Annotated in this window: 23 protein-coding genes; 2 read left to right on the forward strand and 21 right to left on the reverse strand. The window is 35.7% G+C overall.

Annotated elements, in window-relative coordinates:
• Positions 1-26 precede the first annotated feature (26 nt).
• A complete protein-coding gene (locus tag QOX03_RS08045; RefSeq protein ID WP_283670718.1) occupies positions 27-1,466 on the reverse strand; it encodes a TonB-dependent receptor in 1,440 nt (479 codons plus the stop codon).
• Positions 1,467-1,517: 51 nt separating this feature from the next.
• Here QOX03_RS08045 and QOX03_RS08050 point away from each other — a divergent pair, with 51 nt between their 5' ends.
• Complete coding sequence (locus QOX03_RS08050; RefSeq protein ID WP_119057651.1) at positions 1,518-2,297, forward strand: MBL fold metallo-hydrolase; 780 nt, start codon at positions 1,518-1,520, stop codon at positions 2,295-2,297.
• On the opposite strand, the gene QOX03_RS08055 is transcribed toward QOX03_RS08050, so the two are convergent.
• The 18 genes from QOX03_RS08055 to QOX03_RS08140 form a co-directional block, all read right to left on the reverse strand.
• Positions 2,294-2,665: a PUR family DNA/RNA-binding protein gene (locus tag QOX03_RS08055; RefSeq protein ID WP_283670719.1), complete on the reverse strand. Its 372-nt coding sequence runs from the start codon at positions 2,663-2,665 to the stop codon at positions 2,294-2,296. The genes QOX03_RS08050 and QOX03_RS08055 overlap by 4 nt on opposite strands.
• Positions 2,666-2,753: 88 nt before the next feature.
• Complete coding sequence (locus QOX03_RS08060; RefSeq protein ID WP_283670720.1) at positions 2,754-4,040, reverse strand: TlpA family protein disulfide reductase; 1,287 nt, start codon at positions 4,038-4,040, stop codon at positions 2,754-2,756.
• Positions 4,041-4,125: 85 nt separating this feature from the next.
• Positions 4,126-4,311 carry a hypothetical protein gene (locus QOX03_RS08065; protein ID WP_283670721.1) on the reverse strand — a complete coding sequence of 62 codons (186 nt, stop codon included), beginning with the start codon at positions 4,309-4,311 and terminating at the stop codon, positions 4,126-4,128.
• Positions 4,312-4,330: 19 nt separating this feature from the next.
• The gene (locus tag QOX03_RS08070) at positions 4,331-6,238 is read right to left on the reverse strand and encodes a DUF8694 domain-containing protein (RefSeq protein WP_283670722.1); all 1,908 of its coding nucleotides are present in this window, start codon (positions 6,236-6,238) and stop codon (positions 4,331-4,333) included.
• A gap of 264 nt (positions 6,239-6,502) precedes the next feature.
• Positions 6,503-7,687 (reverse strand): ATP-dependent Clp protease ATP-binding subunit ClpX, encoded by a 1,185-nt coding sequence (gene clpX, locus QOX03_RS08075; RefSeq protein ID WP_283670723.1) that lies wholly within the window; start codon positions 7,685-7,687, stop codon positions 6,503-6,505.
• A 243-nt stretch (positions 7,688-7,930) separates the two neighbouring features.
• Positions 7,931-8,605 (reverse strand): ATP-dependent Clp protease proteolytic subunit, encoded by a 675-nt coding sequence (locus tag QOX03_RS08080; RefSeq protein WP_119057645.1) that lies wholly within the window; start codon positions 8,603-8,605, stop codon positions 7,931-7,933.
• Complete coding sequence (tig, locus tag QOX03_RS08085; RefSeq protein WP_283670724.1) at positions 8,589-9,965, reverse strand: trigger factor; 1,377 nt, start codon at positions 9,963-9,965, stop codon at positions 8,589-8,591. The genes QOX03_RS08080 and tig overlap by 17 nt, the downstream gene beginning before the upstream one ends.
• A gap of 269 nt (positions 9,966-10,234) precedes the next feature.
• On the reverse strand, positions 10,235-11,590 hold the full coding sequence (gene accC, locus QOX03_RS08090) for an acetyl-CoA carboxylase biotin carboxylase subunit (protein WP_119057643.1): 1,356 nt from the start codon (positions 11,588-11,590) through the stop codon (positions 10,235-10,237).
• Between the two features lie 12 nt (positions 11,591-11,602).
• A complete protein-coding gene (accB, locus tag QOX03_RS08095; protein WP_283670725.1) occupies positions 11,603-12,088 on the reverse strand; it encodes an acetyl-CoA carboxylase biotin carboxyl carrier protein in 486 nt (161 codons plus the stop codon).
• Between the two features lie 304 nt (positions 12,089-12,392).
• Positions 12,393-12,602, reverse strand: a complete 210-nt coding sequence (gene rpmF, locus QOX03_RS08100; RefSeq protein ID WP_119057641.1) for a 50S ribosomal protein L32 — start codon at positions 12,600-12,602, stop codon at positions 12,393-12,395.
• A gap of 15 nt (positions 12,603-12,617) precedes the next feature.
• Positions 12,618-13,145, reverse strand: coding sequence for a YceD family protein (locus QOX03_RS08105; protein WP_283670726.1), 528 nt, complete (start codon positions 13,143-13,145; stop codon positions 12,618-12,620).
• A 62-nt stretch (positions 13,146-13,207) separates the two neighbouring features.
• Positions 13,208-14,218 carry a 4-hydroxythreonine-4-phosphate dehydrogenase PdxA gene (gene pdxA, locus QOX03_RS08110; RefSeq protein WP_283670727.1) on the reverse strand — a complete coding sequence of 337 codons (1,011 nt, stop codon included), beginning with the start codon at positions 14,216-14,218 and terminating at the stop codon, positions 13,208-13,210.
• Positions 14,219-14,279: 61 nt separating this feature from the next.
• The gene (locus tag QOX03_RS08115; protein ID WP_283670728.1) at positions 14,280-15,578 is read right to left on the reverse strand and encodes a quinol:cytochrome C oxidoreductase; all 1,299 of its coding nucleotides are present in this window, start codon (positions 15,576-15,578) and stop codon (positions 14,280-14,282) included.
• 44 nt (positions 15,579-15,622) lie between these two features.
• A complete protein-coding gene (locus QOX03_RS08120; protein WP_283670729.1) occupies positions 15,623-16,213 on the reverse strand; it encodes a c-type cytochrome in 591 nt (196 codons plus the stop codon).
• 8 nt (positions 16,214-16,221) lie between these two features.
• A complete protein-coding gene (locus QOX03_RS08125) occupies positions 16,222-16,749 on the reverse strand; it encodes a DUF3341 domain-containing protein (protein ID WP_283671756.1) in 528 nt (175 codons plus the stop codon).
• A complete protein-coding gene (nrfD, locus tag QOX03_RS08130; RefSeq protein WP_283670730.1) occupies positions 16,736-18,151 on the reverse strand; it encodes an NrfD/PsrC family molybdoenzyme membrane anchor subunit in 1,416 nt (471 codons plus the stop codon). The genes QOX03_RS08125 and nrfD overlap by 14 nt, the downstream gene beginning before the upstream one ends.
• A gap of 29 nt (positions 18,152-18,180) precedes the next feature.
• Positions 18,181-21,369, reverse strand: coding sequence for a TAT-variant-translocated molybdopterin oxidoreductase (locus QOX03_RS08135; RefSeq protein ID WP_283670731.1), 3,189 nt, complete (start codon positions 21,367-21,369; stop codon positions 18,181-18,183).
• A 21-nt stretch (positions 21,370-21,390) separates the two neighbouring features.
• A complete protein-coding gene (locus QOX03_RS08140; RefSeq protein ID WP_283671757.1) occupies positions 21,391-22,734 on the reverse strand; it encodes a c-type cytochrome in 1,344 nt (447 codons plus the stop codon).
• 249 nt (positions 22,735-22,983) lie between these two features.
• Between QOX03_RS08140 and QOX03_RS08145 the strand changes: the two genes are divergently transcribed.
• Positions 22,984-23,454 carry an SPOR domain-containing protein gene (locus tag QOX03_RS08145; RefSeq protein ID WP_283670732.1) on the forward strand — a complete coding sequence of 157 codons (471 nt, stop codon included), beginning with the start codon at positions 22,984-22,986 and terminating at the stop codon, positions 23,452-23,454.
• An 11-nt stretch (positions 23,455-23,465) separates the two neighbouring features.
• On the opposite strand, the gene dnaG is transcribed toward QOX03_RS08145, so the two are convergent.
• Positions 23,466-25,388: a DNA primase gene (gene dnaG / locus QOX03_RS08150; RefSeq protein WP_283670733.1), complete on the reverse strand. Its 1,923-nt coding sequence runs from the start codon at positions 25,386-25,388 to the stop codon at positions 23,466-23,468.
• Positions 25,389-25,409: 21 nt separating this feature from the next.
• Positions 25,410-26,387 carry a polyprenyl synthetase family protein gene (locus tag QOX03_RS08155; RefSeq protein ID WP_283670734.1) on the reverse strand — a complete coding sequence of 326 codons (978 nt, stop codon included), beginning with the start codon at positions 26,385-26,387 and terminating at the stop codon, positions 25,410-25,412.
• Positions 26,388-26,418: the final 31 nt, after the last annotated feature.

The following is a 26,418-nucleotide window of genomic DNA, read 5'->3' on the forward strand; positions in this document are numbered from 1 at the left end:
AAGCCTTTAAAAATTTTTATTTCATTTTATTCTGTCGAGATATACTTACATTTATCTGAATCATAGCCAAAAAGCCCCTTGGTTTTGATGAAATCCGCAATATCACCTGGCAGACTATCTTCCCAGCCCTCTTTGCATTTAGGGATCTGCTTCAGTATTTCTTTAGAATAAATTTTGAGATAACTTTGATTAAAATCTTCTACATCTATGATTCTACCATTTTTTTTGAAATATTTGTAGAGATCTTTCAAGTTATCATTTACCTTCAGGTTATTACTATTGAGTAGCTCTCCTGTTTCTCTACTAATGTATGGGTAGAGATAAATATTGACATTTCGCTTGAATAATTTCCCAAAGGCTTCCATAATTCCGCCACTTAAGTCTGTGTAATATTTCTCATTAAACACCGCAATTAGATTGTTAACTCCCATTGAAATGCCAATTTGAGTTCTTTCTTTGGTGAAATTAGCAAAGTATTCTACCAATTTATAATATTCTGAAAAGTTAGAAATCAACACATTATAACCTAATCGGCAGAGAATATCAGCACGGTTTAAGAAATCACGCTCATCGATTTCACCTTCTTGACTCAAGTTGCTCAGTGTAATTTCAAACAAAACTTCTAAGTTTTCCTCTGTAATTTCATTATATTGATTTTTAAACATTTTCAAACCTTGGTTGAGCATATCAATGTTTACGTTGGTCACAGGTCTGAAGCTTCCTCTCAATGCAAAAATGTGTTTTTTGTAAAAAATAGAAGCTGGTAAAATATTCATTCCATCTGGGCCAAACATCACGGCTTGCGTCATTCCGTTTCTTAATAAATGTAAACTCATCAATCGATTATCTACATATTTAAATCTTGAACCTGAGAAATTAATCATATCGATTTCAATTTGATCTAAATCCATCATATCATAGAGAGAATCCAGCAGTTTACGTGGATTATCATAATAATAATAGGCTCCGTAAATCAAGTTAATTCCCAAAATACCTAGGGTCTCTTGCTGCAAATGTGCTGTATTTTCTTTGAACCGAACGTGCAAAATAATTTCACTGCACTCCTCTCCTGGTTCTATTTGAAATTTGATTCCGACCCATCCGTGGCCTTTATATTTTTTAGCATAATCTATTGTAGTAACGGTATTGGCATAAGCAAAGAAACGCTGCCCTCTGTGCTGTTCTGCATCTAGGCGTTCTTCTATCAAACGGAATTCATGGCCAAGCATTCGTTTTAAACGTTCTTCAGTCACGTAGCGGCCATCATTCTCCCGCCCATAAATGGAGTCACTAAAGTCTTTGTCATAGGCTGACATGGCTTTGGCTAAAGTCCCACTGGCTCCTCCTGCTCGATAAAAAAAACGAACGGTTTCTTGCCCAGCACCAATTTCAGCAAAAGAGCCATAAATACTTCGGTCTAAGTTAATTTCTAAAGCTTTCTGTTTAGGGGTTAATACTCTTTCCATAAATAAGAAATTTGCAGCTATGTTTTATTTAAGGTAAATTTATCAAATATTATGCGGGACATCAATAATAAAATCATTTTTTTAGGCACAGGAACTTCACAAGGCGTTCCACCCATTGGTTGTACACACCCAGTATGCTTATCTACTAATGCCAAAGACAAAAGATTAAGGAGTTCTATTTTTATTCATTACAAGCAAAAAAAAATATTAATTGACTGCGGGCCCGATTTTCGGCAACAGATGTTACGAAGTCAATTAACCGATGTCGATTTCATTTTAATCACCCACGAGCATAATGACCATATCATCGGTTTAGATGACGTTCGCCCCATTAACTTCAAGCAAAATAAAGATATGCCAATCTATGCATTACCTCGGGTGATGAGGCAACTTAAATCTCGGTTTAATTACGCCTTTGGTGACATCAAATACCCTGGTTTGCCAGCTTTTGAACCTATCGAAATTGGGCTAGAAGCATTCATTGCTGATGGCATTGAAATTACTCCCATAGAAGTTATGCATGGTAAGCTACCCATTCTAGGTTATCGCATAGGAAGCATCGCGTACTTGACAGACGTTAGCCACCTGCCAGCGAAAGAATATAAAAAACTAGAAGATTTAGAAATACTGATTATCAGCTCATTGAGAAAAGAGCCAACACACCATGCTCACATGACTTTAGCCGAATCACTGATCTTGAGCCAAAAAATTAAGGCTAAAAAAACCTATCTAACTCACATAAGTCACATGATGGGATTTCATGAGGATGTGCAACGAGAATTACCAGAAAATGTTTTTTTAGCCTTTGATGAATTATCAATCAGCTTCTAAATATCATCAAATGTAATATCTGTAAATTTATCGACAGAAGAGTCATTTCCTCTCTCATCGCTATTTTCATCATAGCTAGATTGGTGTTTTTCTGAGATGACTTCTTCACCTTTTTCATTCAAAATAAAATCGGTAATTTTATCTAAATGTTCTCTAAAGCCTTCAAAATCTTCTTTATACAAGTAGATTTTATGCTTTTTGAAATAATACGACCCATCATCGTTTGTATTTTTCTTACTTTCAGTTATCGTTAAATAGTAATCACCTGCACGTGTTTCCCTTACATCAAAAAAATAAGTTCTTCTACCTGCGCGCAAAGCTTTAGAATAAATTTCTTCCGCTCCACTTTCATTTTTAATTCCTTCCATCACAAAATAAATTTAAAACTTAAAATTAATATAAAAATATGAAATTAATATAATTTAAACTTTAAAATATTAAAAACTTAAACTTCTATTAAAATTGAACAAATTCAGAAACGCGTGTTCCTATTTTTACAACTTGGTTATTTTCATCAAGCAAAAAGATTGTTGGCGTCGCATTTACGCCATAATCTCTTGCCACTGGGCTATCCCACTTAAGCAAATCACTATCGGTAATAAAGTCTGCTCCCTGAACTAAAGGTAAATAATCTTCTTTAGCTGAATCTAACGCAAAAGAGACAATTTCTCCTCCTTGTTTTTTAAAGTTTTCATAAAAATCTTTGATGAATGGAATTTCATTTCGGCAGTGTGGACACCACGAACCCCAGAAAATCACCATTTTCTTTTTGGCTTTGATTTCATATAAAGATTTTTTTCCTCTTTTCTTTTCCGAGAAGACTATATTTGGTGCTTTTTCACCTACTTTTATTGGTGCTTTTATTGCATTTGCCAAAGCTGAATTTAACTGGCAAGTCAAGCTTTCTGCTTTTTGATTTAAATCATCCGCTACCAAATCAAATCCATTGCCACGCAATAGCGGAATGGCTATTGCCAAAATACTCTGTCCCCGCGAAGTATCTGCCCCTATTGCATCGACAAGCGAATTTAAATTTGTTTTAATTTTTTCATCAGCATCAGCCTTACTCTGCGCTCCCGCCATCGATAATGAAATGTAGGAAACAACAAACTGAGGCAAAAAGCCAAAATTCTCTAACTCTTGTCCATCGTTTTGCAAATGCTGATTGATTTCTGATAGCCATTCGCTAGGCGATTTCTCAGCCAAGCCAACTGTGCTCAGGTAATTTTTGGTTTCAATAAAGTAATTTAAATCTTTTGGGAGATTGGCTGGGTATTCTAAATTCTGAATACGCTTTATTTCTTTTTCTAAAGCCTTAGAAAATTCTGTGTTTTCTAGATAATAATTTTTTAAAGGCTTTAAATTATTTCTGGCTAATTCTTTTTTGTCTTCTACATCCAAATATTTTTGATAGCTAAGATTGGCTGCATCTCGAAAGTTTAGCTGATTTTTTGCGTCTTTGTAATTGGTCTCAAAATAGATATTTGCATTATTAGCGACCAACTGATAATTTTTATCTAATAATTCTAAAACCACTAGCCCCGTATAGTTTTCTTTTATGTGATAGCTGAAATTTCCTTTTTTATCGGTATTTATACGGTCTAGATAGGTTAAAATCCCATCTTGATAAGTTTTAATTTTCATCGACTGATTCTCATAATTCTGTATCTGACCTTGGATGTTGAACTGAGCAGAAACAGAATAGACCAACAGTGAAGCTATGGCAATAAGTACATTTTTCATAAATTCAAAATAATAAAAATTCAAAATAACAAAAAAAGCACCAAGCCGTGGTGCTTTTTCTATAAAATATTTACTAAAAACTTCTTTAAGCTTTTTTAAATTTCTTAGAAGCTACAAAACCAACGACTAAAGTTAAGACAATAGCTGCAATGATTAAAGCTACTTCATATTGGTCTACAGGAACGAAATGCCCTCCCTTTCCTGGTGTAGGACCCCATTGAGCTAAACCTAAAAAAGGGGTTAATAGCAATACTAAGCTTATTTTTCTCATAATGATTTTTTTATATTTTTTATTTAATAATCTTTTTCGTCACTTCTTCACCGTTATCTGCTACTGCTTTTACCACATAAACGCCAGTTGAATTTCCTAACTTCAGGGTGTAATCGTTTTGTGTATTCACTTTTTTATCTGCGTATAATAATTGTCCGTTGATGCTGTATACATATACGTCTGCTGACTTCCAATCACTATCAAAACGAACTTTGTGTGTATCAAAATCTTTGAAAACAATCGTTTGTGGAGTTCTTACCTCTTCAATTTCTTTTGGAGCTAACTGAGAGGGTGTTTGCATCCAATACATCACAAATCGGTCGGTCTCTTTTCCATTTGCAGTGAATGAATATTCGAAGTCTGGTGTTACCTTCTTCACTACTCCCTCTTTTTTATCTTCAAAATAGAAGTTATATTTTGAATTCTCCAGTGTTTCGTTCAGGCGAGTTTTGAAGCTAAATTTTCCAGCCTCTGGTGCATTGAAAACGACCTGAATTGGTTTACCCACATAGTCAAAATTAACTCCGTTAATATAAACTCTGTTTTGAGCTAAGTTCTCTGCTACACTGCCATCTTCTTTTTCTTGTAAGGTATAAGCACCTAACAAGGCGTCATCAAAATTAATATTATTAAGTTCTATTCCTTTGCCTTTATTTTCCGCTTCATAAATATCTCCTGCCACTACATAGAAACGGCTATTGGTATCGTTTCCTTCGGCGTCGTAAATATCCATTCCCGCTTGATAGACAACAGGCGTATTATCACCTCTTTTCAAAACCATATTTGGAGCTGTAGCTGATGAGAACTCAAAAGTTTTCATGTCTTGTTTAAAGGTAAAGGTTTTAGGCTGCCCTTTTGCCAAATTAGCCTTTACAACAAAAGTGTGATAAGGTCGAACAGCTATAGCAGAAGCATCTCCTGTCCCATCGGCAGTATAACCTAAATTACCATTAGTTCCTCGTGCTTCTCCCTTACGGCTTTTAAAATCATATTCATTTTGTGTTGGTTGAGAAATAGCAATAATTCCTTCAACAAAAGAACTCTTCGCTAAACTAATATTAGACGTATATGGATTACCAAACCAAAAAATATTGTTCCCAAAATTCTTATCGTTAACAACATTATTGGACTCTCTGAAGTTAGTATTCCATCCTTCTGGCATTGCTAAAGTAAAATCAGAGATGTAAGTCCCATACAATTCGCCCCATTTATTTTTATCCATTTTATTAGGAACCTCATAACTGCTGACTTGAAAAGAAATATCTTTTGCCATTGGAGTCCCATAATAATTTGTAACTCCATCCCTTTTTGCATTTAATTCAGACTGAAATTGAGTATTCACAGCATAGTATTTACCTGCCTCTAAAACATATCCTTCTGCTAGATGATCAAAAGTAAAATCAGTATTATTCCAAAGAAAAACTGGATTTTTAAAACGATTCTTATCGTAACTACCATTATTTGAAGTAGAGCCAGGAAAAGTCGCATTTGCTAAATCAAATGCATCTCTTACTAAATCTTTTACAGTATATTCTGAAAACGGCAAAGAAATCGGGTGATAGGCAAAAGTTGTAGCTAATTGTAAATCTCCCTGTATTCCACCTCTCACTTTATCATTAGTTGAATTATCAATAATCAACTGCCCGTAGTGGCTTCCTTTCACATATTCGTTGACAAAGTTCTTACCGTTTCTCCCGTCAGAATCTGTATTATCATTTGTGAATTTGCCCGTTACACGGATATTCCCCTCATTAGAGACTTTATCGTTATTGGTATAATTCCCCACTTTCACATCACCGCCTACATAAAACAAGGTATTTTGTTTTACCTTTACTTTTGTATTTCCTTTCACAAAAGCTGTAGCCACCTGCGCTTGTGAGAATACAAAACCAGAAAAGGCTGCTATTAAAAATAGATTTTTTTTCATATGATTTTTTATTAATCGCTACAAATTTAATAATTATATTAGAAAAACAAGCTTTATAATGTTATTTTTTTCAGCTGTTTTTTTTGGCTTTATTAGCTAAGCCAATAGTTAAAAGGCATAGAATCATAAAAATAAAACAGCATAAATACCTTACAATTAGGCTTTTAATTTTTTATTGATTTTTATTACATTTAAGGTTTTCTAATTTAATCTTCAGGCAGTCTCTGATTTTTTTAAGCCTTAAAAAAATATCAATTTATTTTTTTAAATCTTGGAGCTTAAAGCTTCGCGTGTTAAGTGAAATTCATGCGGTAAAGTATCTACTTCAAACATGTAGTCGGTAAATACCTTTTCGCACAAGGCACGCAAACCTCTTGCACCTAAGTCTAATTCCATCGTTTTTTCTACCAAGAAATCTAATGCTTCTTCTTCCACATGTAATTCTATACCATCCATCTCAAATAATTTCTTATACTGCTTTATTAAGGCATTTTTAGGTTCTACCAAAATAGACTTCAATGCAGTGCGGTCTAGCGGCTCAAGGTGTGTCACTAGTGGCAAACGCCCCAAAAGCTCTGGAATCAAACCAAACGAGCGTAAATCTTGTGCATTGACGTATTTCAGCAAGCCTTCTTCTTCGTAGTGAATTGCGTTCTCATTTCTAAATCCAATTGCGTTGGTATTAAGTCGGTTAGCAATGTTTTTTTCTATTCCAGCAAAAGCACCTCCTGCTATAAATAAAATATTGGACGTATCTACCTGAATATACTTTTGGTCAGGGTGTTTCCGCCCGCCTTGCGGTGGCACGTTCACAACTGTTCCTTCCAATAATTTAAGCAAAGCCTGCTGTACTCCTTCGCCTGAGACGTCTCGGGTGATGCTTGGGTTGTCTCCTTTGCGTGCGATTTTATCAATCTCATCAATGAAAACGATGCCTTTTTCTGCTTTTTCTACATTATAATCTGCTGCTTGCAAGAGACGAGACAAAATGCTTTCTACATCTTCCCCCACGTAGCCAGCCTGAGTAAGCACCGTGGCATCTACAATGGTGAAGGGTACTTGCAGTTCGCGTGCAATGGTTTTTGCCATCAAGGTTTTTCCTGTCCCCGTCTCGCCCACCAGCAGTACATTTGATTTTTCTATTTCTACATCATCAGCTATTTCTTGGTTGAGCCGTTTGTAATGGTTGTAAACTGCTACCGAGAGTACTTTTTTGGCTTCAAATTGACCAATTACATAATCGTCTAAAGTGGCTTTGATGGCGGCTGGATTTTTTAATTTGAAATCAATAAGTTCATCTATATTCTTGAAGATTCCTTCATTGCTCAATATATCATGTGCTTGCTCTATGCAAATATTGCAAATATGCCCGTGCAAGCCAGCTATCAGCAATCCTACTTCTTTCTCATTTCGTCCACAAAATGAACAGTTTTTATCTTGTTTTGCCATATTTTTTATTCAATTCATCCTCCAAAGGCTTGCAAAATTACAATATTTCATATGAAATTAATAAAAAGATTGCCTAGCTCTACGCTCAATCTTCTGCGGAAAAATATAATCTCAAGTTATCTGCAAAACCAATTTACAATAATCAATCACATTTTTTTTAAGCCTTAAAAAATTTCATCTAAAAAATAACCGCCTCAATTTTTTATTTTTGAGACGGCTATATTTCTCTTAATATTATATCAATTATTTTCGGTCTCTAGGGCTTAGCAAAACTTCATCTATCATTCCTTTTTCTTTAGCCTCGGAAGAAGTCATCCAGTAATCGCGGTCTGAGCTTTTCTCTACCCACTCATAGCTTTGCCCAGAATGTTCTGCTATAATGCTATAAAGTTCTTCTTTTAGTTTTAGCATTTCTCGCAAATTAATTTCCATATCAGAAGCAACGCCTTGCGCTCCACCCGAAGGCTGGTGAATCATCACACGAGAATGCTTCAGTGCTGAGCGTTTTCCTTCTTTTCCTGCCACTAGCAGAACAGCTCCCATTGATGCCGCCATACCTGTGCAAATAGTAGCTACATCTGGTTTTACAATCTGCATCGTATCATAAATCCCCAAGCCTGCATACACTGAACCTCCTGGGCTATTGATATAGATTTGAATGTCTTTACTTGCATCTACCGACTCTAAAAACAGAAGTTGTGCCGTAATGATATTAGCCACTTGGTCATCGATTCCTGTCCCCAAAAAGATGATTCTATCCATCATCAGACGGGAAAAAACGTCCATCTGAGCAACATTCATTTTTCGCTCTTCGATGATATAAGGCGTTACATTTTGCACATAACTTTGCAAAGCATCTGCGCCAACTTTATGGTCTAAAGCAGCGTATCGCTGAAATTCTTTATTCAGATTCGTCATCATTTAAATTTTCTTGTGTTTGGTTTTTCGCATTTTGCGCTTTCACCTCTTCCAAAAAATCATCAAAAGAAAGTTTTTTTTCTTTTAGCTGAGCCTTTTCTTTGAAGATCCCCATCATTTTCTCTGCAAAAATTTGGTCAGCTAAGCGTTGATATTCTTCTTTGTTTTGCAATGCTGATTGCGCAAACTGCTTCAACTGTTCATCTTCAAATTTCATACCAGCGCCATAGGCTTTCATCTGTTGTTTAATAGTTTCTAGTGCTTTATCTGAGACTTCTTCAGGCGTTACCGAAAGCTCAAATTCTTTAGCAATTTCACCTTCTATCAACTGAAAACGAATGCCTTTCTCTGACTTATTGTACATTTCTTCTGCCTCTTTGTCAGTCATAGGTTCTTTTCGGCTAAATTTCAACCATTTGATTAAAAATTCTTTAGGTAAATCAAAACTGGTTTTTTCGACTAATTCCATCAATCCAGTAGTGAGCATCACTCGGTCAGCTTCGCTCTCGTACATTTTTTCTGCCTCTTCTTTGATTTTAGCTCTGAACTCTTCTTCCGTTTTTACTTCATCCTCACCGTAAACTTTATCAAATAATTCTTGATTGATTTCAGCTGCTTCATGTATTGTAATTTGGTCTATTTTGAAAGATAATTTAGGGTTAAATTCTTTTAACTCCTCATCTTCCAAACCAAATACTTCTTGTAAACGGTTTTCGTTATCAAAAAGTTCTTTTGCTTCTACTTCTACACGCTCATCGAGTTTTTTTCCTAAAAATAAATCTGCATTTTTCACATCAGCCAATGCAATGGTTGCATGAAAATGCTCTCCTTCTTTCCCTTCTTCATTCAATTCGTAGAACACACCTTTCAGATAGGCTCCATTTTTTACTTCATCAGCTTCTTGCATTTTACCAAATTGCTTTCTAAAGTTCTCGGTGTATTTATCTACTTCTTCTTCAGTTACTTCAATTTTGTGGTAAGGGAGCTCTAAATCTTTGATATTTAAATCAAACTTTGGAGCTAAGCCTATTTCAAAATTAAATTCCAATGAGTCTTTTTCCCAATCAAAATCTTTGTCTTCTACAGGAATCGGCTGACCTAAAATCTCTATTTTTTCGTCTAATAGATATTTATCAATTTCTGTTTGTAATAATTTATTTACCTCCTCGTAAATTAAAGGTTTCTCATATTGTTTTCTGATGAACGTCATTGGCACCATTCCTTTTCTAAAACCTGAAATACTGGCGTTTTTTCTATATTCTTTTAACGTCTTTTCTACTTTGTCTGTAAAATCCGCTTTTTCAATCACAACTTTTAATGTTGCATTTAAATCATCTACCTTATTCTGTTTGATTTCCATCTATAAAATTTTGGAGTGCAAATTTAGAAAATTTTATCCTATCTTCTTAGCATTATTTATATTAAAAATTTTGATGTTGTAAATGGGAATGATGTTTTTTTTAATAATGGAGAGATGGTTCGGGAATTGGGGGGGGGGTACAAATATTTCAATTTTTTTGAGGTTTATCGGTAAGCTTAAATTTCAAATATTTTTTTAAGCCTTAAAAAAATTATAAAAAAAAGCGCTGTGTTTAGCAACGCTTTTCTCTCTTTCTTTTATCATCTAAACTATGAGTCTGCATATTTTTCATCCATCACAAAATCTTCCATAAATTTAGTGGTATAATTTCCAGCGATGAAGTCAGGATTATCCATCAACTGACGATGAAATGGCACTGTGGTTTTGAGTCCATCGATATAGAATTCATCCAAAGCTCTGCTCATTTTGGCTATAGCTTCTTTTCTAGTCTGTGCTGTCGTAATCAATTTTGCCACCATAGAATCATAAGTAGGGGGGATTACATAACCTGCATAAATGTGTGTATCTACTCGTACGCCGTGCCCTCCAGGTATATTCAGATGTTCAATTTTACCAGGCGAAGGTCTGAAGTTATTGTAGGGGTCTTCTGCATTGATTCGGCATTCTATACTATGTAAATTAGGGAAATAATTTTTACCAGAAATAGTAGCTCCTGCGGCTAGCATGATTTGTTCTTTTACCAAGTCATAATCTATTACTTGCTCTGTAATCGGATGCTCTACCTGAATACGCGTATTCATTTCCATAAAGTAAAAATTACGGTCTTTGTCCACCAAAAACTCAACAGTACCTACTCCCTCATACCCAATGTATTCCGCTGCTTTTACTGCTGCTAAGCCCATTTCTTTTCTCAGTTCCTCCGTCATAAAAGGAGATGGCGTTTCTTCCACCAATTTCTGATGACGTCGCTGAATAGAACAATCTCTCTCCGATAAATGGCAAGCTCTCCCCGTTTGGTCACCCGCAATTTGAATTTCTATATGGCGTGGCTCTAAGATTAATTTCTCCATATACATCCCGCCATTGCCAAAGGCAGCTTCAGCTTCCATAACAGCAGATTCGTAAGCTTTCACCAAATCTTCTGGCCTCATCACAGCGCGCATTCCCTTTCCACCTCCACCTGCTGTAGCTTTTAGCATTACCGGATAACCTATTTTATCTGCTATTTTTTTAGCCTCTTCTACGGACTCTATAATACCTTCCGAACCTGGGACTACAGGAACGCCAGCCTCTATCATTGTCGCTTTTGCAGTTGCTTTATCTCCCATTCGAATGATTTGCTCAGATGTCGCTCCTATAAATTTCAAGCCATGTTTCTGGCACGTGTGGGCAAAATGAGCATTTTCTGATAGAAAGCCATAACCTGGGTGGATGGCATCGGCATTCGTGATTTCTGCCGCTGCGATGATATTGGGAACGTTGAGATAAGACAACTTTGAGTTCGCTGGCCCAATACAAACAGCCTCATCTGCAAATCTCACGGCCAAACTATCTTCATCTGCCTTGGAGTATACAACAACTGTCTTGATGCCCATCTCTCGGCAGGTGCGGATAATACGAATAGCTATCTCGCCTCTATTGGCTATTAAAATTTTATTGAACATAATCAGAGCTGTTTAAGCGTTTGGGTCGATTAAAAACAAAGGTTGATCGTACTCTACTGGTGTAGAGTCGTCTACCAAAATTTTCATGATTTTACCAGAAACTTCTGCTTCGATTTCATTGAAAAGCTTCATTGCTTCGATAATGCAAACCGTATCACCTGCTTTTATTGTATCACCGACTTTTACAAAAACGTCTTTATCCGGGCTAGGTTTTCGATAAAAAGTCCCAATCATAGGTGAAGTAATTTTCAAGAAATTATCTTCCTCATTTGCAGATTTCCCTAGCGCTGGCGCAGCTTTAGTCTCCTGCGGAGTTGAAGTAATTTGCGGCAGAGTGTTCTGCGTCTCCGGAAATGGAGCATAATTTATCATCTCTGGAATCTGAAAGCCAGGTTGATTTTCAATTCTGATATCTATTTGATCTGTTTTAATTCTAACTTGGGTTACGCCTGTTTCAGCAATCAAGTTAATTAAATCACGAATTTCTTTATGTTCCATTTTTATATTTTTTTTAAGGCTTAAAAAAAATCAATCACCTTTCTTGATTTTTTTTAACGAAAACTCTATTTTAAATCGTTTTATTTTTTTCTTCTTTTAATTTCTAAAAAACTTTAGCCAATTTTTCACCTTTTATTTTTGTTCGTTTTACACGAATTTTCAAATTTAAACTAAATATTCAAAACCAAAAATTTGCTAAAAATCTTGCGTGCAAAATTTAATTCAGGCGCTAAGAGAAATTAAAAATAAAAAAAAGTTATAATCTAAGAAAGATTACAACTTTTTTTATTTAAACTAATCAGTATTAATTTTCGAAGTTTTCTTCTTCGGTATCTTCTTTTTCTAAAACAACTTGACCTTTGTAGTAAAGTTTTCCTTCGCTCCAGTGTGCACGGTGCTTCAAGTGCATTTCACCCGTAGTCGGATCTGTTGTCAATTGAGGAACTGCAGCTTTGTAGTGCGTTCTTCTCTTATCTCTTCTCGTTGTGGACTGACGTCTCTTAGGATGTGCCATATCGCCGTATTTTTTCTAATTTTTATTCAATATTTTTTTTAATTCATCCCATCGGGGATCGCTATCATTATTATCTGAATTTTCTTCTTTATCAAATGGAGAAAATTGGTCAAGCAAATCTAACTCCTCTTCACTCAAATTTGGTTTCACCCTTTTATTAGGAATACTCAATAAAATAGACTCATAAATTAATTGCGCTATATTGATGCTATGCTCTCCGTAAGGCAAAATCATTACTTCATCATCACTATCGTCAAATTCATTTCCAAATTTCACAATTACATCCATATCTCCCTCCACATCCTCTGTGTATTCATCATTGGTAACATCACACTCCAATAAAACTGTGCCTTGATGCCAAAAATGAAGTTCCATGAATGTTGATTTTTTAACCAAGGTCAATTTCACTTGAATTGAAGGCTGATTAAAATCTTGATTAAATTCAAATAAATCAAAGAACGATTGATCGATTTGGAACTTGAAATCATGTTCGCCTTCGTTCAAACCAGAAAACTGAACATTATATGCTTTAAATTTATCCATACTCAATCGGAAACGCAAAAGTAAGTATTATTTATTTTCTAAAAAAAAAAATCTACGACAATTTACTCAGAAATTGATTTTCTGTGGTTTAATATTTGAACGGCTGTTTCTATCGCTGCTTCCATCGATTTTGCATCTGCTTTGTTTTCTCCTGCAATATCATAGGCTACGCCATGGTCTGGAGAAGTTCTTACATAATCTAATCCCGCTGTGAAATTAACGCCTTCTAGCCCTGCTAAGCTTTTAAAAGAAGCTAAACCTTGGTCATGGTACATGGCTAATATGGCATCAAATTTTGACAAGTTTGATGCTGTGAAAAAGCTATCTGCTGGGAAAGGGCCGAAGACGATACGATTTTTTTCTAATTTTTCTTTGATTGCAGGAATAATGATTTTATTCTCTTCTTCTCCCAAAATTCCATTGTCTCCAGCATGTGGATTTAGTGCTAAAACGGCAATTTTAGGCTGTACAATTCCAAAATCTTTTTTAAGGCTTGCAAAAATAAGCTCTATTTTTTGCTCTATTCTCTGCTGGGTGATGTTTTTTGCAATTTCTTTGACGGGTAAATGATTGGTTACCAAACCAACTTTAATCTGTGGATGCACCATGAACATCAGTGATTTACCTACCCAAATGTTTTCTAAAAATTCGGTGTGCCCAGGAAATCGAAATTCTTCTGACTGAATATTATTTTTATTAATGGGCGCAGTTACCAAGGCATCACATTTACCTAGTCTTACGCTTTCAGCTGCATGTTTTAGAGATAAAAAAGCTAATTCCCCTGCTTCTGGTCGATTTTCGCCAAACTTGACGTAAATATTTTTATAATTCCTGTCAAGAACATTGATGAAATTTGGTTCTGCTTGCTCTTCTGATTGAATAAAATGAAGTTTTAGCCTCAACTCAAATAATTCAAAAACGTGCTTAATTGTATTTGATGGACCAAAAATAACTGGAATAAAATTTTTATTTCCCTTTAATTTTTCTAAGGCTTTAAAAATAATTTCTAGCCCGATGCCGTTGATATCTCCAATGCTAATTGCAATTCTGTATAAATCTTTATTTTTCATCATAAAAAAAAGAAAGGTACACAAAATATATACCTTCCTTTCTGTTTTAATAATATTTTATTAATTAAAAAGGATATTCGTAAACTTCACTTTCATGAAACAACGGGTTTCCTTTTGGTTCTAAATTCATTTTTGAAAGTTGTCTTAAAACGACAAACATGAATGCTCCCCCAACTAATAATAATGCACCAAACTCTACTAAGCCAAACGACCACTGTGCTCCTACTGTGCCTGGCATCATTTGGTTGAAAACATCAATCCAGTGACCTATGATGACAATAACCGCAATAGCAAAAACAAAGTTATAATTTCTCTTGATTGAACTACTAATCAGTGCGACGAAAGGTAATACGACATTAGGTATCAACATGGTATAATAGGTCCAATTATATTGCGCTTCTCTTTGTTGGAAGTAAACAGATTCTTCTGGAATATTGGCGTACCAAATTAATTCAAATTGACATAACCACAAGTAACCCCACAGTAAACTAAAGCCAAATAGATATTTCGTCAAATCATGCAAGTGATTGTCATTGAATTTTGGCAAATAACCTTTTTTCTTTAAATAAACTGCTAAAATAATCATTATAGCTACGGCTGTCACTAAATAACTAGTCATAACGTACCAACCGAATAAGGTGCTGTACCAGTGAGGGTCGATAGACATAATCCAATCCCAACCTGATGACATTGAGGTTAAAGCAAAGAATATAATCGTAAAAACGCCCCACTTATATAACGTCCAGTAATCTTTTACTTGGCCAGTTTCATCCAATCTTTTTGATTTTTTTCTCAGCATCCAAGCAAAGAAAGTCCAACCAGCTAAGTAAATAACGCTTCGAGTTAACCAAAAAGGAACGTTTAACCACCCTGATTTGGTTCTCATAAAATGATCAAACTTATCACTATTGAAATCAATCAATTCAGTATCCATCCAGTGATACATATGGTTAAAATGTAAAGCTGAAGCAATTAAAACAATTAATATAAATACTGAGCCTATTGGTAGAAAAGCGGTCATTCCTTCCATAATTCTAGTCACTACTACCGACCAGCCTGATTGCGAAACATGCTGAATGGCTAAGAAAAACATGGACACCGCAGCGACACCTGTGAATAAAAAGGCTGCCATAAAGAATGCTGTCCATGGTCTGTTATGATATTGATGTAACAAGTGTTCTGTATGTTCAGCATCATGGTGTGTGTTGTGAACTATACTTTCATGCTGTACTTGGTTTTCTTGATGCGTCATTTCTGTGTGAGAAGCTTGCTTTAAAACATAATCTTCGCCACGACTTGCATTAATTCCAAATCCGATGGCAAACATAATCAGACCAACGACCATAGCCACAATAGAAGCCATTTTTAGTTTTGGTGAAAATTTATACATAATCTAAGATTTGACTTTTATTTGTTTTTTAATTCCATTACATATTCTGCTACTCTCCATCTGTCCCCATCTGTAAAGTGAGAAGCATAAGAACCCATGGCATTTCTACCATGCATGATGACATGGTAAACTGATCCTACCGTAATTTGACGGTCTTTATAATTTGGCACACCTAGATAAGCGCCAGACTGCACAATAGGACCTTGCCCATCTCCTACAACACCGTGGCATGCAGCACAGGCTTGATTGTATAACTTCTCTCCTCTTGCTATGTTTGATTTAGCATTTGAAGGATTTAATGGAGACTCTAAATTCATTGAAGCTAAATAGCCTTCATTTGAATTTGGTAATTCGTATGGAAGTGTTTCTATTTCATTTTTAGGAACTGTACCTTCTACAGGAATCAAAGAAGACATTCCATGATTGTTCAATGCATAGACTTCACTTTCCTTTTTATCATTAGGATAACCTGCTGTTGACTTTGCGTAAGGTTCGTAAGCATCAGAATAATACATATCTGGCATAAAAACAGGACTCGGACTTCTCTCAGGACCTGAGCAACTCGCTAGAAATGAGGTAAATATAAAAATAATTGATAAATTTTTCATCCTAAATCTTAAGCTTTTATAAATCTTCTTACAGAAACTTCTTCTGCTCCTGTTTCTACAAACAAATCTTTAACTTTATCTACTTGATTCGATTCAATTTCTATTAAGAATTTATCATCAGTAGTTCGCGGATCTGGGTTTTTAGCTTTTGCTCCTGGGTACAATCCACATCTTATCAAATAAGTAATTGACATAAAGTGAGCTGCACAAAACACAGTAAATTCAAACATAGGTACAGCAAAAGCTGTTGCATTTTCACCCCAAGTAAAACTTGGTTTGCCCCCGATATCTTGTGGCCAATCATAAATCATCATATACCATGTAATGATAATCATCAAAATAAGACCATAAGCTCCATATACAAAGGCTAAATCTGAAATTCTTGTTTTTCTAAGACCTAAAGCTTTGTCTAGCCCATGTACAGGAAATGGTGTATAAACTTCATTTATTTTTACTCCTTCATTCATGAATGATTTAACTGCGTTCAGCAACACATCATCATCACCATAGAGTCCATATATTTTATTTGTATTCATGTTCATTATGCTTATGTTCAACATGATGTTTTTTATAGCTTTCTCCAGACGATTTCAAAGCTGTCTTTAACTCCGCTTGAGCAATAACAGGGAATGTCCTTGCATATAATAAAAACAATACGAAAAAGAATCCAATGGTTCCTAAGAATATACCTACATCTACAAAACTTGGCACAAACATCGTCCACGTAGATGGTAAATAATCACGGCTCAAGTTAATAACGATAATATCAAATCGTTCAAACCACATTCCAATATTAATTACTATTGAAACAATAAATGTCCATAAGAAATTTCTTCTCAACGGTCTATACCATAAAGACATTGGTATTAATACATTACACAAAATCAATAGCCAAAACGCCCACCAATATGGTCCCGTTGCTGCCCCTACGGTGAAATAGGTGAAATCTTCATATCTGCTACCACTATACCAAGCTACAAAAAACTCTGTTAAGTAAGCGACAGTTACCATACCTCCCGTTACTAGTATAACGATGTTCATATACTCGATGTGTTTTCTCGTAATGTAGTCTTCTAACCCGACTACTTTTCTTGCCACACCCAATAAAGTTTGAACCATAGCGAATCCTGAGAAAATTGCTCCAGCAACGAAATAAGGTGGGTAAATCGTAGAGTGCCATCCTTTAATCACTGATGTTGCAAAGTCAAAAGATACTGTCGTATGAACAGAGAATACCAATGGTGTTGCTAAGCCTGCTAATACCAAAGATAATTCTTCAAATCGCTGCCAATGCTTAGCATTTCCCCCCCAGCCAAAACTTAAGATTGAATACATTTTTTTGGCAACAGGTTTGGTAGCTCGATCTCTTAGCATTGCAAAGTCTGGAATCAATCCCATGTACCAAAATACAACAGATACAGAAAGATACGTCGAAATTGCTAGTACATCCCAAAATAAAGGTGAATTAAAGTTAACCCACAGAGAACCAAAATTATTTGGAATAGGAAACACCCAATAACCAACCCAAGGTCTTCCCATATGAATTACAGGGAAAAGTCCTGCCTGTACTACGGCGAAAATAGTCATTGCCTCTGCAGAACGATTAATTGATAATCTCCATTTTTGTCTGAACAATAGTAAAACTGCAGAAATCAGTGTCCCTGCATGCCCTATACCTACCCACCATACAAAGTTGGTTATATCCCAAGCCCAGTTAATGGTTCTATTGAGCCCCCAGACGCCTATTCCTGTACCTATAGTGTATGCTATACATCCAAAACCATATAGAAAAGCAACCATTGCTAAACTAAAGGCTATCCACCATAATTTCCCTGCTTTACTTTCTACCGGCCTTGCAATATCTTCCGTGATATCGTGATAGGTCTTATGACCTGTAATAAGCGGTTCCCTAATCGGTGATTCGTAATGACCTGACATAATTTTTTTTTAAACCGTTTATTTTTTAATTAAACATTTTTACGATTACGAACTTTCACATGGTAAAATACATTTGGTTTTGTACCCACCTCTTCTAAAACTTCGTATTTTCTCTTATCTTTCTTCAATCTTGTAACCGCTGCTTCTGCATCGTTTATATCACCAAACACAATAGCGTTGGTAGGGCAAGCGTTGCTACAAGCTGTTTGGAACTCTTCATCCTTCACCCGTCTACCATTTTTCTTAGCTTCTAAAATGCTAGCTTGTGTCATTTGAATACACATAGAGCATTTTTCCATCACTCCTCTTTGCCGTACAACGACATCAGGGTTTAGAACCATTCGACCCAAATCATTGTTCATATGGAAATCAAATTTATCATTTCCTGAATAGTTGAACCAGTTGAAACGGCGAACTTTATATGGGCAGTTATTGGCACAATATCTAGTTCCTACACATCTGTTATAGGCCATTTGATTTTGACCTTGACGACCATGTGAAGTGGCTGCTACAGGACAAACTGTTTCACAAGGCGCATGATTACAATGTTGGCACATCATTGGCTGGAAAATCACATCTGGATTTTCCGTTGCTGGCTTCACTAAAACTTTATATTGTGAAGGTTCATTGTAATTCGTATCTTCTAGAGCTTCTTTTTGCGTATATGGATATCTTTCTGGTTGAACTTCTTGCATGTGATCTGAGTAGTATCGATCTATTCTCAACCAATGCATATCACGAGACATTCTAATTTCTTCTTTACCTACTACTGGCACATTATTTTCTGCATGACAAGCAATGATACAAGCTGCACAACCAGTACATGAATTTAAATCTATCGATAGATTAAAGTGTGGCCCCTCAGAACGATCAAAGTCACGCCATAAAGTCACTTTATTTACTGGTGTATTTTTTCCAGCAAAGGTGTCCATCGTTGGCTGCTCATTCCATTCTTTAGGATCTTCATTCAAAAATTGCTCTAATGTAGCCTCACGTGCAATTTCGTAACGCCCCATCAGTGTATTCATCATCTGAATATTTGCAAATTCATGTTTTCCTTCTGCTAAATCAAAAGACTCTACTGAAGCCGTAAGTTCGCCATCTTTGTACAGCGGGTATGCATTTACACCAATCTTATCTAAACCATTTGCTTCAGCTATTTTACCTGAAACACCATAACCTAACGCTATACCTAAAGAACCTCTTGCTTGACCTGGCTGCACAAAAACAGGTGCTTTGATGCTCTGCCCATTTACCTTAAGGTTGTAGTAAACGCCATTGAGCTGCATTCTTCCATTTCGGTCATTCCCATAATTCCACATATCAATACCTAATTCTTCAGCATCTAATGGGTTGATGGTAATATAATTATCCCAAGAAGTTCGAGTAATTGGATCTGGTAATTCTTGCAACCAAGGATTGCTTGCTTGTCTACCATCTCCCATTCCTACTTTAGTATAAAGTTGTAGCTCCCATTGACTTTCTTGAGCTTGACTTAACTTATTAACGGCTTCATCTGCATCTCCTCCTACATATGCTAAAGTTTCTACATCTTCATTTGTAGAAATATCAACAAATCCGTTGTATAAAGCGCGATTAAATTCTAAACCATTAAGATAAGCAGCACTTGACTTCTTCAAGAAATTATAATAAAGATCTAAATTTCCATCTTTTTTAATTTTTTCTAAAGTTACAAGATTATTGTCATTTGCTAACGAATCATTTGGCTGCGCAACATTATTTTCAGCAATAGCTGCATTATTTAAAATATCTGAATCACCAATCCACTGAATTAATGAATTTTGAAATTGTCTCGTATTAAATAATGCTTTTATTGTTGGTTGTTGTAAAGTATAAAAACCTGAAATCGGTAAAAAATCACCCCAACTTTCTAACCAGTGATTGGTTGGTGCGATAACGTTTACACTTTTTACTGTTTCATTATTGTGCGTTGCTAAAGCTACAGAAACTGGGATACTCTTGAGAGATTCTTTCAAAATCGGCCCATAATAAGAATGTGCAACAGGATCACAATCAAAAAACATTACTAAACCTGTATTTCCTGATTTAGTAGAATTTATAAAGGCTTTAAAAATAGTCTGATTACTTTCTTTTAACAGAATAGATTGTCCTTTGAAAGCATTTGAATTCAGCTTTTGATTAATTAAATTAGCTAACACGTGCGCTTCTTTGTTTCCATCAGCTAAAACAAGAGCTTTTGACCCTTTTGCTTTCAATTCAGCAGCAATCACTTTTCCTTCTGCTGTTGCAGCAGTTCCGCCATTTAAAGATTTATAAACATCTGCTAAAACCTTATAAACTTGAGATGGCTTTAGAGGAAATCTACTGTCTGCATTGGCTCCCGTCTGACTCAAATTACTTTCTACCTGAATATGTCGCAGCATATTATCGCCAGGTTGATTAGCTTTTGAATACGAAGATTCTAAAGAAACACCATTGTGTAAGTTTAAGAAATCTGAATTAAAACCAACTACCAACTCTGTATCAGTCAAATCACACAAAGGAAGTTCTCTTTTACCAAAAATTTCCTCAGCCGCATCCAAAGCAGGTGAATAGTCAACTGCATCAAACACGACATGCTCCACATTATATTTAGATGCAAATTTATTGATTAAATATTTTGTAGAAGGAGAAGGAAACGACGGTGTAACTAAATAAGCTTTTTTACCATTTAATCCTGTAAGCTGTTTACGAATTAAAGCATCTACTGAGCTCCAATCACTTTTTTCGCCATTTACCATTGGGTCTTTCAAGCGATTTGAGTCATAAAGCGACAAGACCGAAGCTTGCACGCGAGCATTGGCATTGCCTAAAAACCCAGCTTCTCGATTAGGATCTATTCTAATCGGTCTACCCTCACGCGTTCTTACCAACACATTTGCAAAATCAAATCCATCAAACATGGTTGAAGCATAATAAGTTGGTAATCCTGGGATTACATCATTAGGCTTCACTACGTAAGGCACTGATTTGACTACAGGTGCCTCGCAAGCTGCCAGTGTTGCTGCCGCTGTACTGAATCCTAAATATTTTAAGAAATCCCTTCTTGTTGTTTTAGAAGTCTCTAAACTTTTTTTATCTCCCAAAAAGTCTTCTACTGGAATTTCTTCTTGAAACTCATTTGCAGAAAGCTGTTCAGTCAAGCTATCGTTTAGTAACTCCTCTATACTACCTCTATATTTTTTTTTCGAAGCCATTAACTTCCTTAATTTTTATAATTAATAATGACATTTTCCACATTCCAAGCCACCAATTGCATCAACGGTTATAGTTGCTTGTTTTCCATATTCTTTTTTAAGTTTCTCATGAAGCTGTGCATAATACTCTTTATTATACTCGTTATTCATATCAACTTCTGTTGCTCTGTGGCATTCAATACACCACCCCATTGTAAAGTCTTTTTCCATTCGAACTTCATCCATTTGGTCAACTCTACCATGGCAAGCAAAACACACCTGTTCTACATTTTTCGCATCCTTTATCGCTTGCTCTCCAGCCACTACGTGCTGAGCGTGATTAAAGTAAACAAAGTCTGGCATGTTGTGAATTCGCGTCCACTCTATTGGCTTAGAATCCTCATTATAAGTTAAATCTTGCGGATTAAACCCTGCCGATACATAAATTTTTTGAATTTCTTTGGTGTAAAAATCTTTACTCTTACCCTCTTCTATATATTCGCCTTTATATTCTTGAATCTGATAATGGCAATTCATACAAACATTGGTGGTCGGAATTCCTGAAACCTTACCATATTTTGCACTGGTATGGCACATTTGACAATCAATACCTTGTTCTCCAGCATGAATCTTATGAGAAAAATAAATCGGCTGCTCTGGCTGATAACCCTTATCTACTCCTACCGCTAACATAATATTCCAAAGCGCATATAATACGAATAAAGACAAAACACCCATCAGTGAGTAAGCAAATTTACTATACTTCTCAAAAGATTTTTTTAATGAAAACAACTCCGCTTCCGCCTCTCCTAAAATAGCTTCTTCAGCCGTTAATTTATACAAATAATTAACTCTGAATAAAATCCAAATCAATAATACTGAGATTACAGCAAAACCTATAAGAATCACTCCCGTTGAGGCCCCATCTGAATCTTCTTTCTTATCAACTGCTGCTGCTACAGCGGCATCTTCCACTTTTTCCTCCTCTTCTGCCGATGGTTTACTAGTATAGGCTAGGATATCATCAATATCTTGTTCACTTAATTGCGGGAAAGGCATCATAGCGATCTGATTATACTCTTCGTAAACCTCAATCGCATACTCATCACCCGATTCTCGTAGCGCTGCATTATCCTTTATCCACGAATGCAACCAATCTCTACCTAAGCCTTGCTCTTGTTGCAGTCTCTCTAAAATACCACCCAATGCTGGACCGACCATGCGTTTATCTAAAGCATGGCAAGCTGCACAGTTAGCATTATACAAACTTTCTCCCTTTGCTGGGTCTCCATTTACTTCAGCTTCTTGTGCAAAGCTAACACTAAACAGCACGATTAGCAGAGCCGAAGCCATTTGTTTTAATTTAAAATTCCCCCATATAATCATATCATCGTATATATTGAGATGTTGAGATACTTCCTGTAATAATTGCCACAAAAATAAAAGCTTTCGTTAATTTTTTACTAAGATTTATCAATTTACAAGCGGTTAAGCGCTAATTTAAAAAAAATCTAAATAGTAGTGCATTGAAAAGTAAAGTTTTATGTTTTTTTAGTGCTTTAAAATTTTTAAATATAAAGTTCAAACAAATTCCCATTAATTTCACATTAGTTATATTTGCAGAAATTAATCGTGATGAAGCACCTTATAAGCTGTGTCTTATTTTTATTTAGTTTTTCGGTTTGGGCACAAAATTATGCTATAGATAGCCTAAGCGGAGGAGAGTATCGGATTGAAAGCATTGCGGCTTTAGATTCCATTATTTCCTCTAGTGTAATGGCAACATGTAGCAGACCTCAATCAAACATTAATAGCGAGACAAATTCTGATATCGATATTTGTGCTAGAACGCCAAAGGTTTTAGGGTATAAAATCCAAATTCTTTACACCAAAGATCGCGGTGTTGCTGAAAGAACTTTGGCCAACTTCTCTAGAAGTTACCCAAACTTAATGGGTGAAATGCAGTATTCTAGACCTGATTATCGGGTACTAATAGGTGATTTTTTTACCAAGCAATCTGCTGCTGCAGATTTGTCTCGTGTCAAGAAAGCTTACCCAGGTGCGATGCTAGTCCAATGGAGGGTGTTTTGCCGAAGAGCTAAATGACGCTAAACAAGCTATACTACTCTACCCAATTTTATATTAATTTGCCTTAGGATTTGATTGTAAAAAATTATTTTTTCTAAGACTTTTTGTTGTTCTAGAGGTGTTAATTCTTCATTTTTAAGATCCTCTTGACTATGATTTATCCGCTCTTGGAGCACAAGTTTCTTATAATTCAGAATTAAATTTTCAACATGGCTTTTGAGGTTATCTTTTTTTCCAGGAATTACCATACCCATTTTTTTCCAGTTTGAAAGTTGGTAGGGCTCTAAAATCATTTGAGAAACAATCGATTGCATCTCGCTTTCTTCATCAAATAACAAACTTTGCACTAAGTTATCTCCTTTACTCAAAAACGCTATAATATTCTCTAAAATTCCCTTATAATGTTGGTGTTCAAACGAAATATCATCTTCTCGTAGTTGTTCAATGATTTCATTTTGCACCTTAGATTCTAAAATTTTAACTTCTCCTTCCTCTTCGATTTCAAACGTGATTGTTTCTTGCCCAAAACTTAGTATGGTTTTGATGATTTCCTCTTCTACGATGAAATAAGGGTTTATAGCGTGTTGTTTACTTTTCAGTTCATTTTCTTCAAGCTTATTTTTATTCGCCGATTGAAATGTTTTGCGATGAGTTTCTATTCTTGCTTTAGCTAAAGATCGAAACAAAATATCTTCGCTCAACCCAGTTATACTGGCCATTTCTCTTATTAGTAGCTCTTGTTTTAGTTCACTAGCAATTAAACTGATACTACTGACTGATTTATCAATCATCGCTGATTGTTCACCAACACTCAGATTTTTATTTTGATATGGCTTTAGCTGATAATCTAAAAAACTAAGACTATTTTCTTCGATATAATTAGTAATCTCTTCACCTTCATATTCTTTAGCAAAACTATCAGGGTCATGCTCTGCAGGGAGATTGACAATCCGAACGTCCAAATCCTGTTCTAAAATCAAATCAACCGAGCGTTGCGTTGCCTTCACTCCTGCATTATCTCCGTCATATATTAAAATAATGTTTTTGGTCAAACGCTTAATCAGGCGAATTTGCTCTGGTGTAAGTGCTGTACCAGAACTAGCCACTACATTTTTAACCCCTTTTTGATGAAGCGAAATCACATCGGTGTAGCCTTCCACCAAAATACATTGATTTTTTCTAATGATTTCTTGTTTCGCTTGGTAAATTCCATAAAGAATTTCACTTTTATGATAAATTTCAGTTTCAGGAGAATTAAGGTATTTTGCTACTTTTTTATTTGACTTTAAGACCCTTCCCGCAAAACCTAAAATTCTTCCTGAGAAAGAATGGATCGGGAAAATCACACGATCTCTGAATCGGTCTATCGGGCGATTTTCATTCCCTACGACTAAGCCTGCTGCTTCCAATTGAACAAAATTATAGCCTTGCGCTAATAGATGCTGGGCAAGCGCATCCCACTGCTCTGGCGAGTACCCCAAACCAAATTCATCAATAGATTCTTTACTTATCTCCCGTTCACGGAAATAGGCTCCTCCAATATTTTTACCTTCTTGGGTTTCTAGCAGTTGTTGTCTGAAAAAATCTTGTGCTTTTTTAGAAATTAAGAAAAGTGTTTCTTTTTCTTTCGTTTTTTTTAGCTGCTCAGGATCCGCACTTCCATCTTCTTCTATTTCAATCTGATACCTACGCGCGAGCCAAGTCAAAGCCTCGGGATAAGTATACTGCTCATGCTCCATCAAAAAACTGACGACTGTGCCTCCTTTGCCACTACTGAAATCCTTCCAGATTTGCTTGGCGGGCGAAACAATAAACGATGGTGTTTTCTCGTTACTGAAAGGTGAAAGTCCCTTGAAATTACTCCCAGATTTTTTAAGGCTTATAAATTCACCTATTACTTCCTCTACCCGTGCAGTTGAAAAAATCTCATCAATGGTTTTTCTAGAAATCATTTTCTAAGGCTTAAAAAAATTCTAATGCTTTCTTTCTACCACGTAGTTTAGCAAAGTTTTTAGCGATTGTTTGGCTTCATTATCTTCAAATTCATCTAAAATGCGAAGAGCCTTGTCTCGATAATCGTACATAACTTGTTCGGCATAATTCAATCCACCATGATTTTTCACGTATTCTATAACTTCATGTACTCGCTTTTTATTTTTATTATGTTTTTTTACCGAGCGAATCAGCCATTTTTTTTCAGTTTTAGAAGCTGTATTTATAGAATAAATCAAGGGCAACGTCATCTTTTGCTCTTTGATATCGATGCCTACTGGCTTCCCTATAATGTTGGTACTGGTGTAATCAAACAAATCGTCTTTGATTTGAAAAGCAATTCCTGTCAATTCACCAAATCGATGCATTTTTTTGGCTAAATTCTCATCAGATTTCACCGAAAGAGCTCCAATTTTACAACAGGCTGCGATGAGCGTTGCCGTTTTTTGACGGATAATTTCAAAATAAATATCTTCAGTAATGTCTAAATTTCTTGCTTTCTCGATTTGAAGCAATTCACCCTCACTCATTTCTCTGATGGCATTGCTGACTGCGGTTAATAAATCAAAATCTTGATGATCTGTCGCTAGCAAAACGCTTTTAGATAATAAATAATCTCCTACTAATACTGCAATTTTATTTTTCCACAATGCATTGATGGAGAAATAACCACGGCGGATACTGCTATCATCCACCACATCATCATGCACCAGTGTTGCCGTATGGATTAACTCAACGAGCGCCGCCCCACGGTAAGTTTTTTCTGTTGTTTCCCCCAACATTTTTGCCGTCAAAAAAACAAACATCGGGCGCATTTGTTTTCCTTTGCGGCGAACGATGTATTGCATGATTCGGTCGAGTAAAGAAACGTTCGTTTTCATCGAAGCATAAAACTTCTTCTCAAACGCTTTCATTTCTTCATCAATGGGTTGCTTGATGGTATTAACGATTTTAGCCAAACTTTTAAATTTTAGAACAATATGCTTTGGG

This window comes from Candidatus Ornithobacterium hominis, from assembly GCF_951229915.1.
GTDB classification, from domain to species: domain Bacteria; phylum Bacteroidota; class Bacteroidia; order Flavobacteriales; family Weeksellaceae; genus Ornithobacterium; species Ornithobacterium hominis.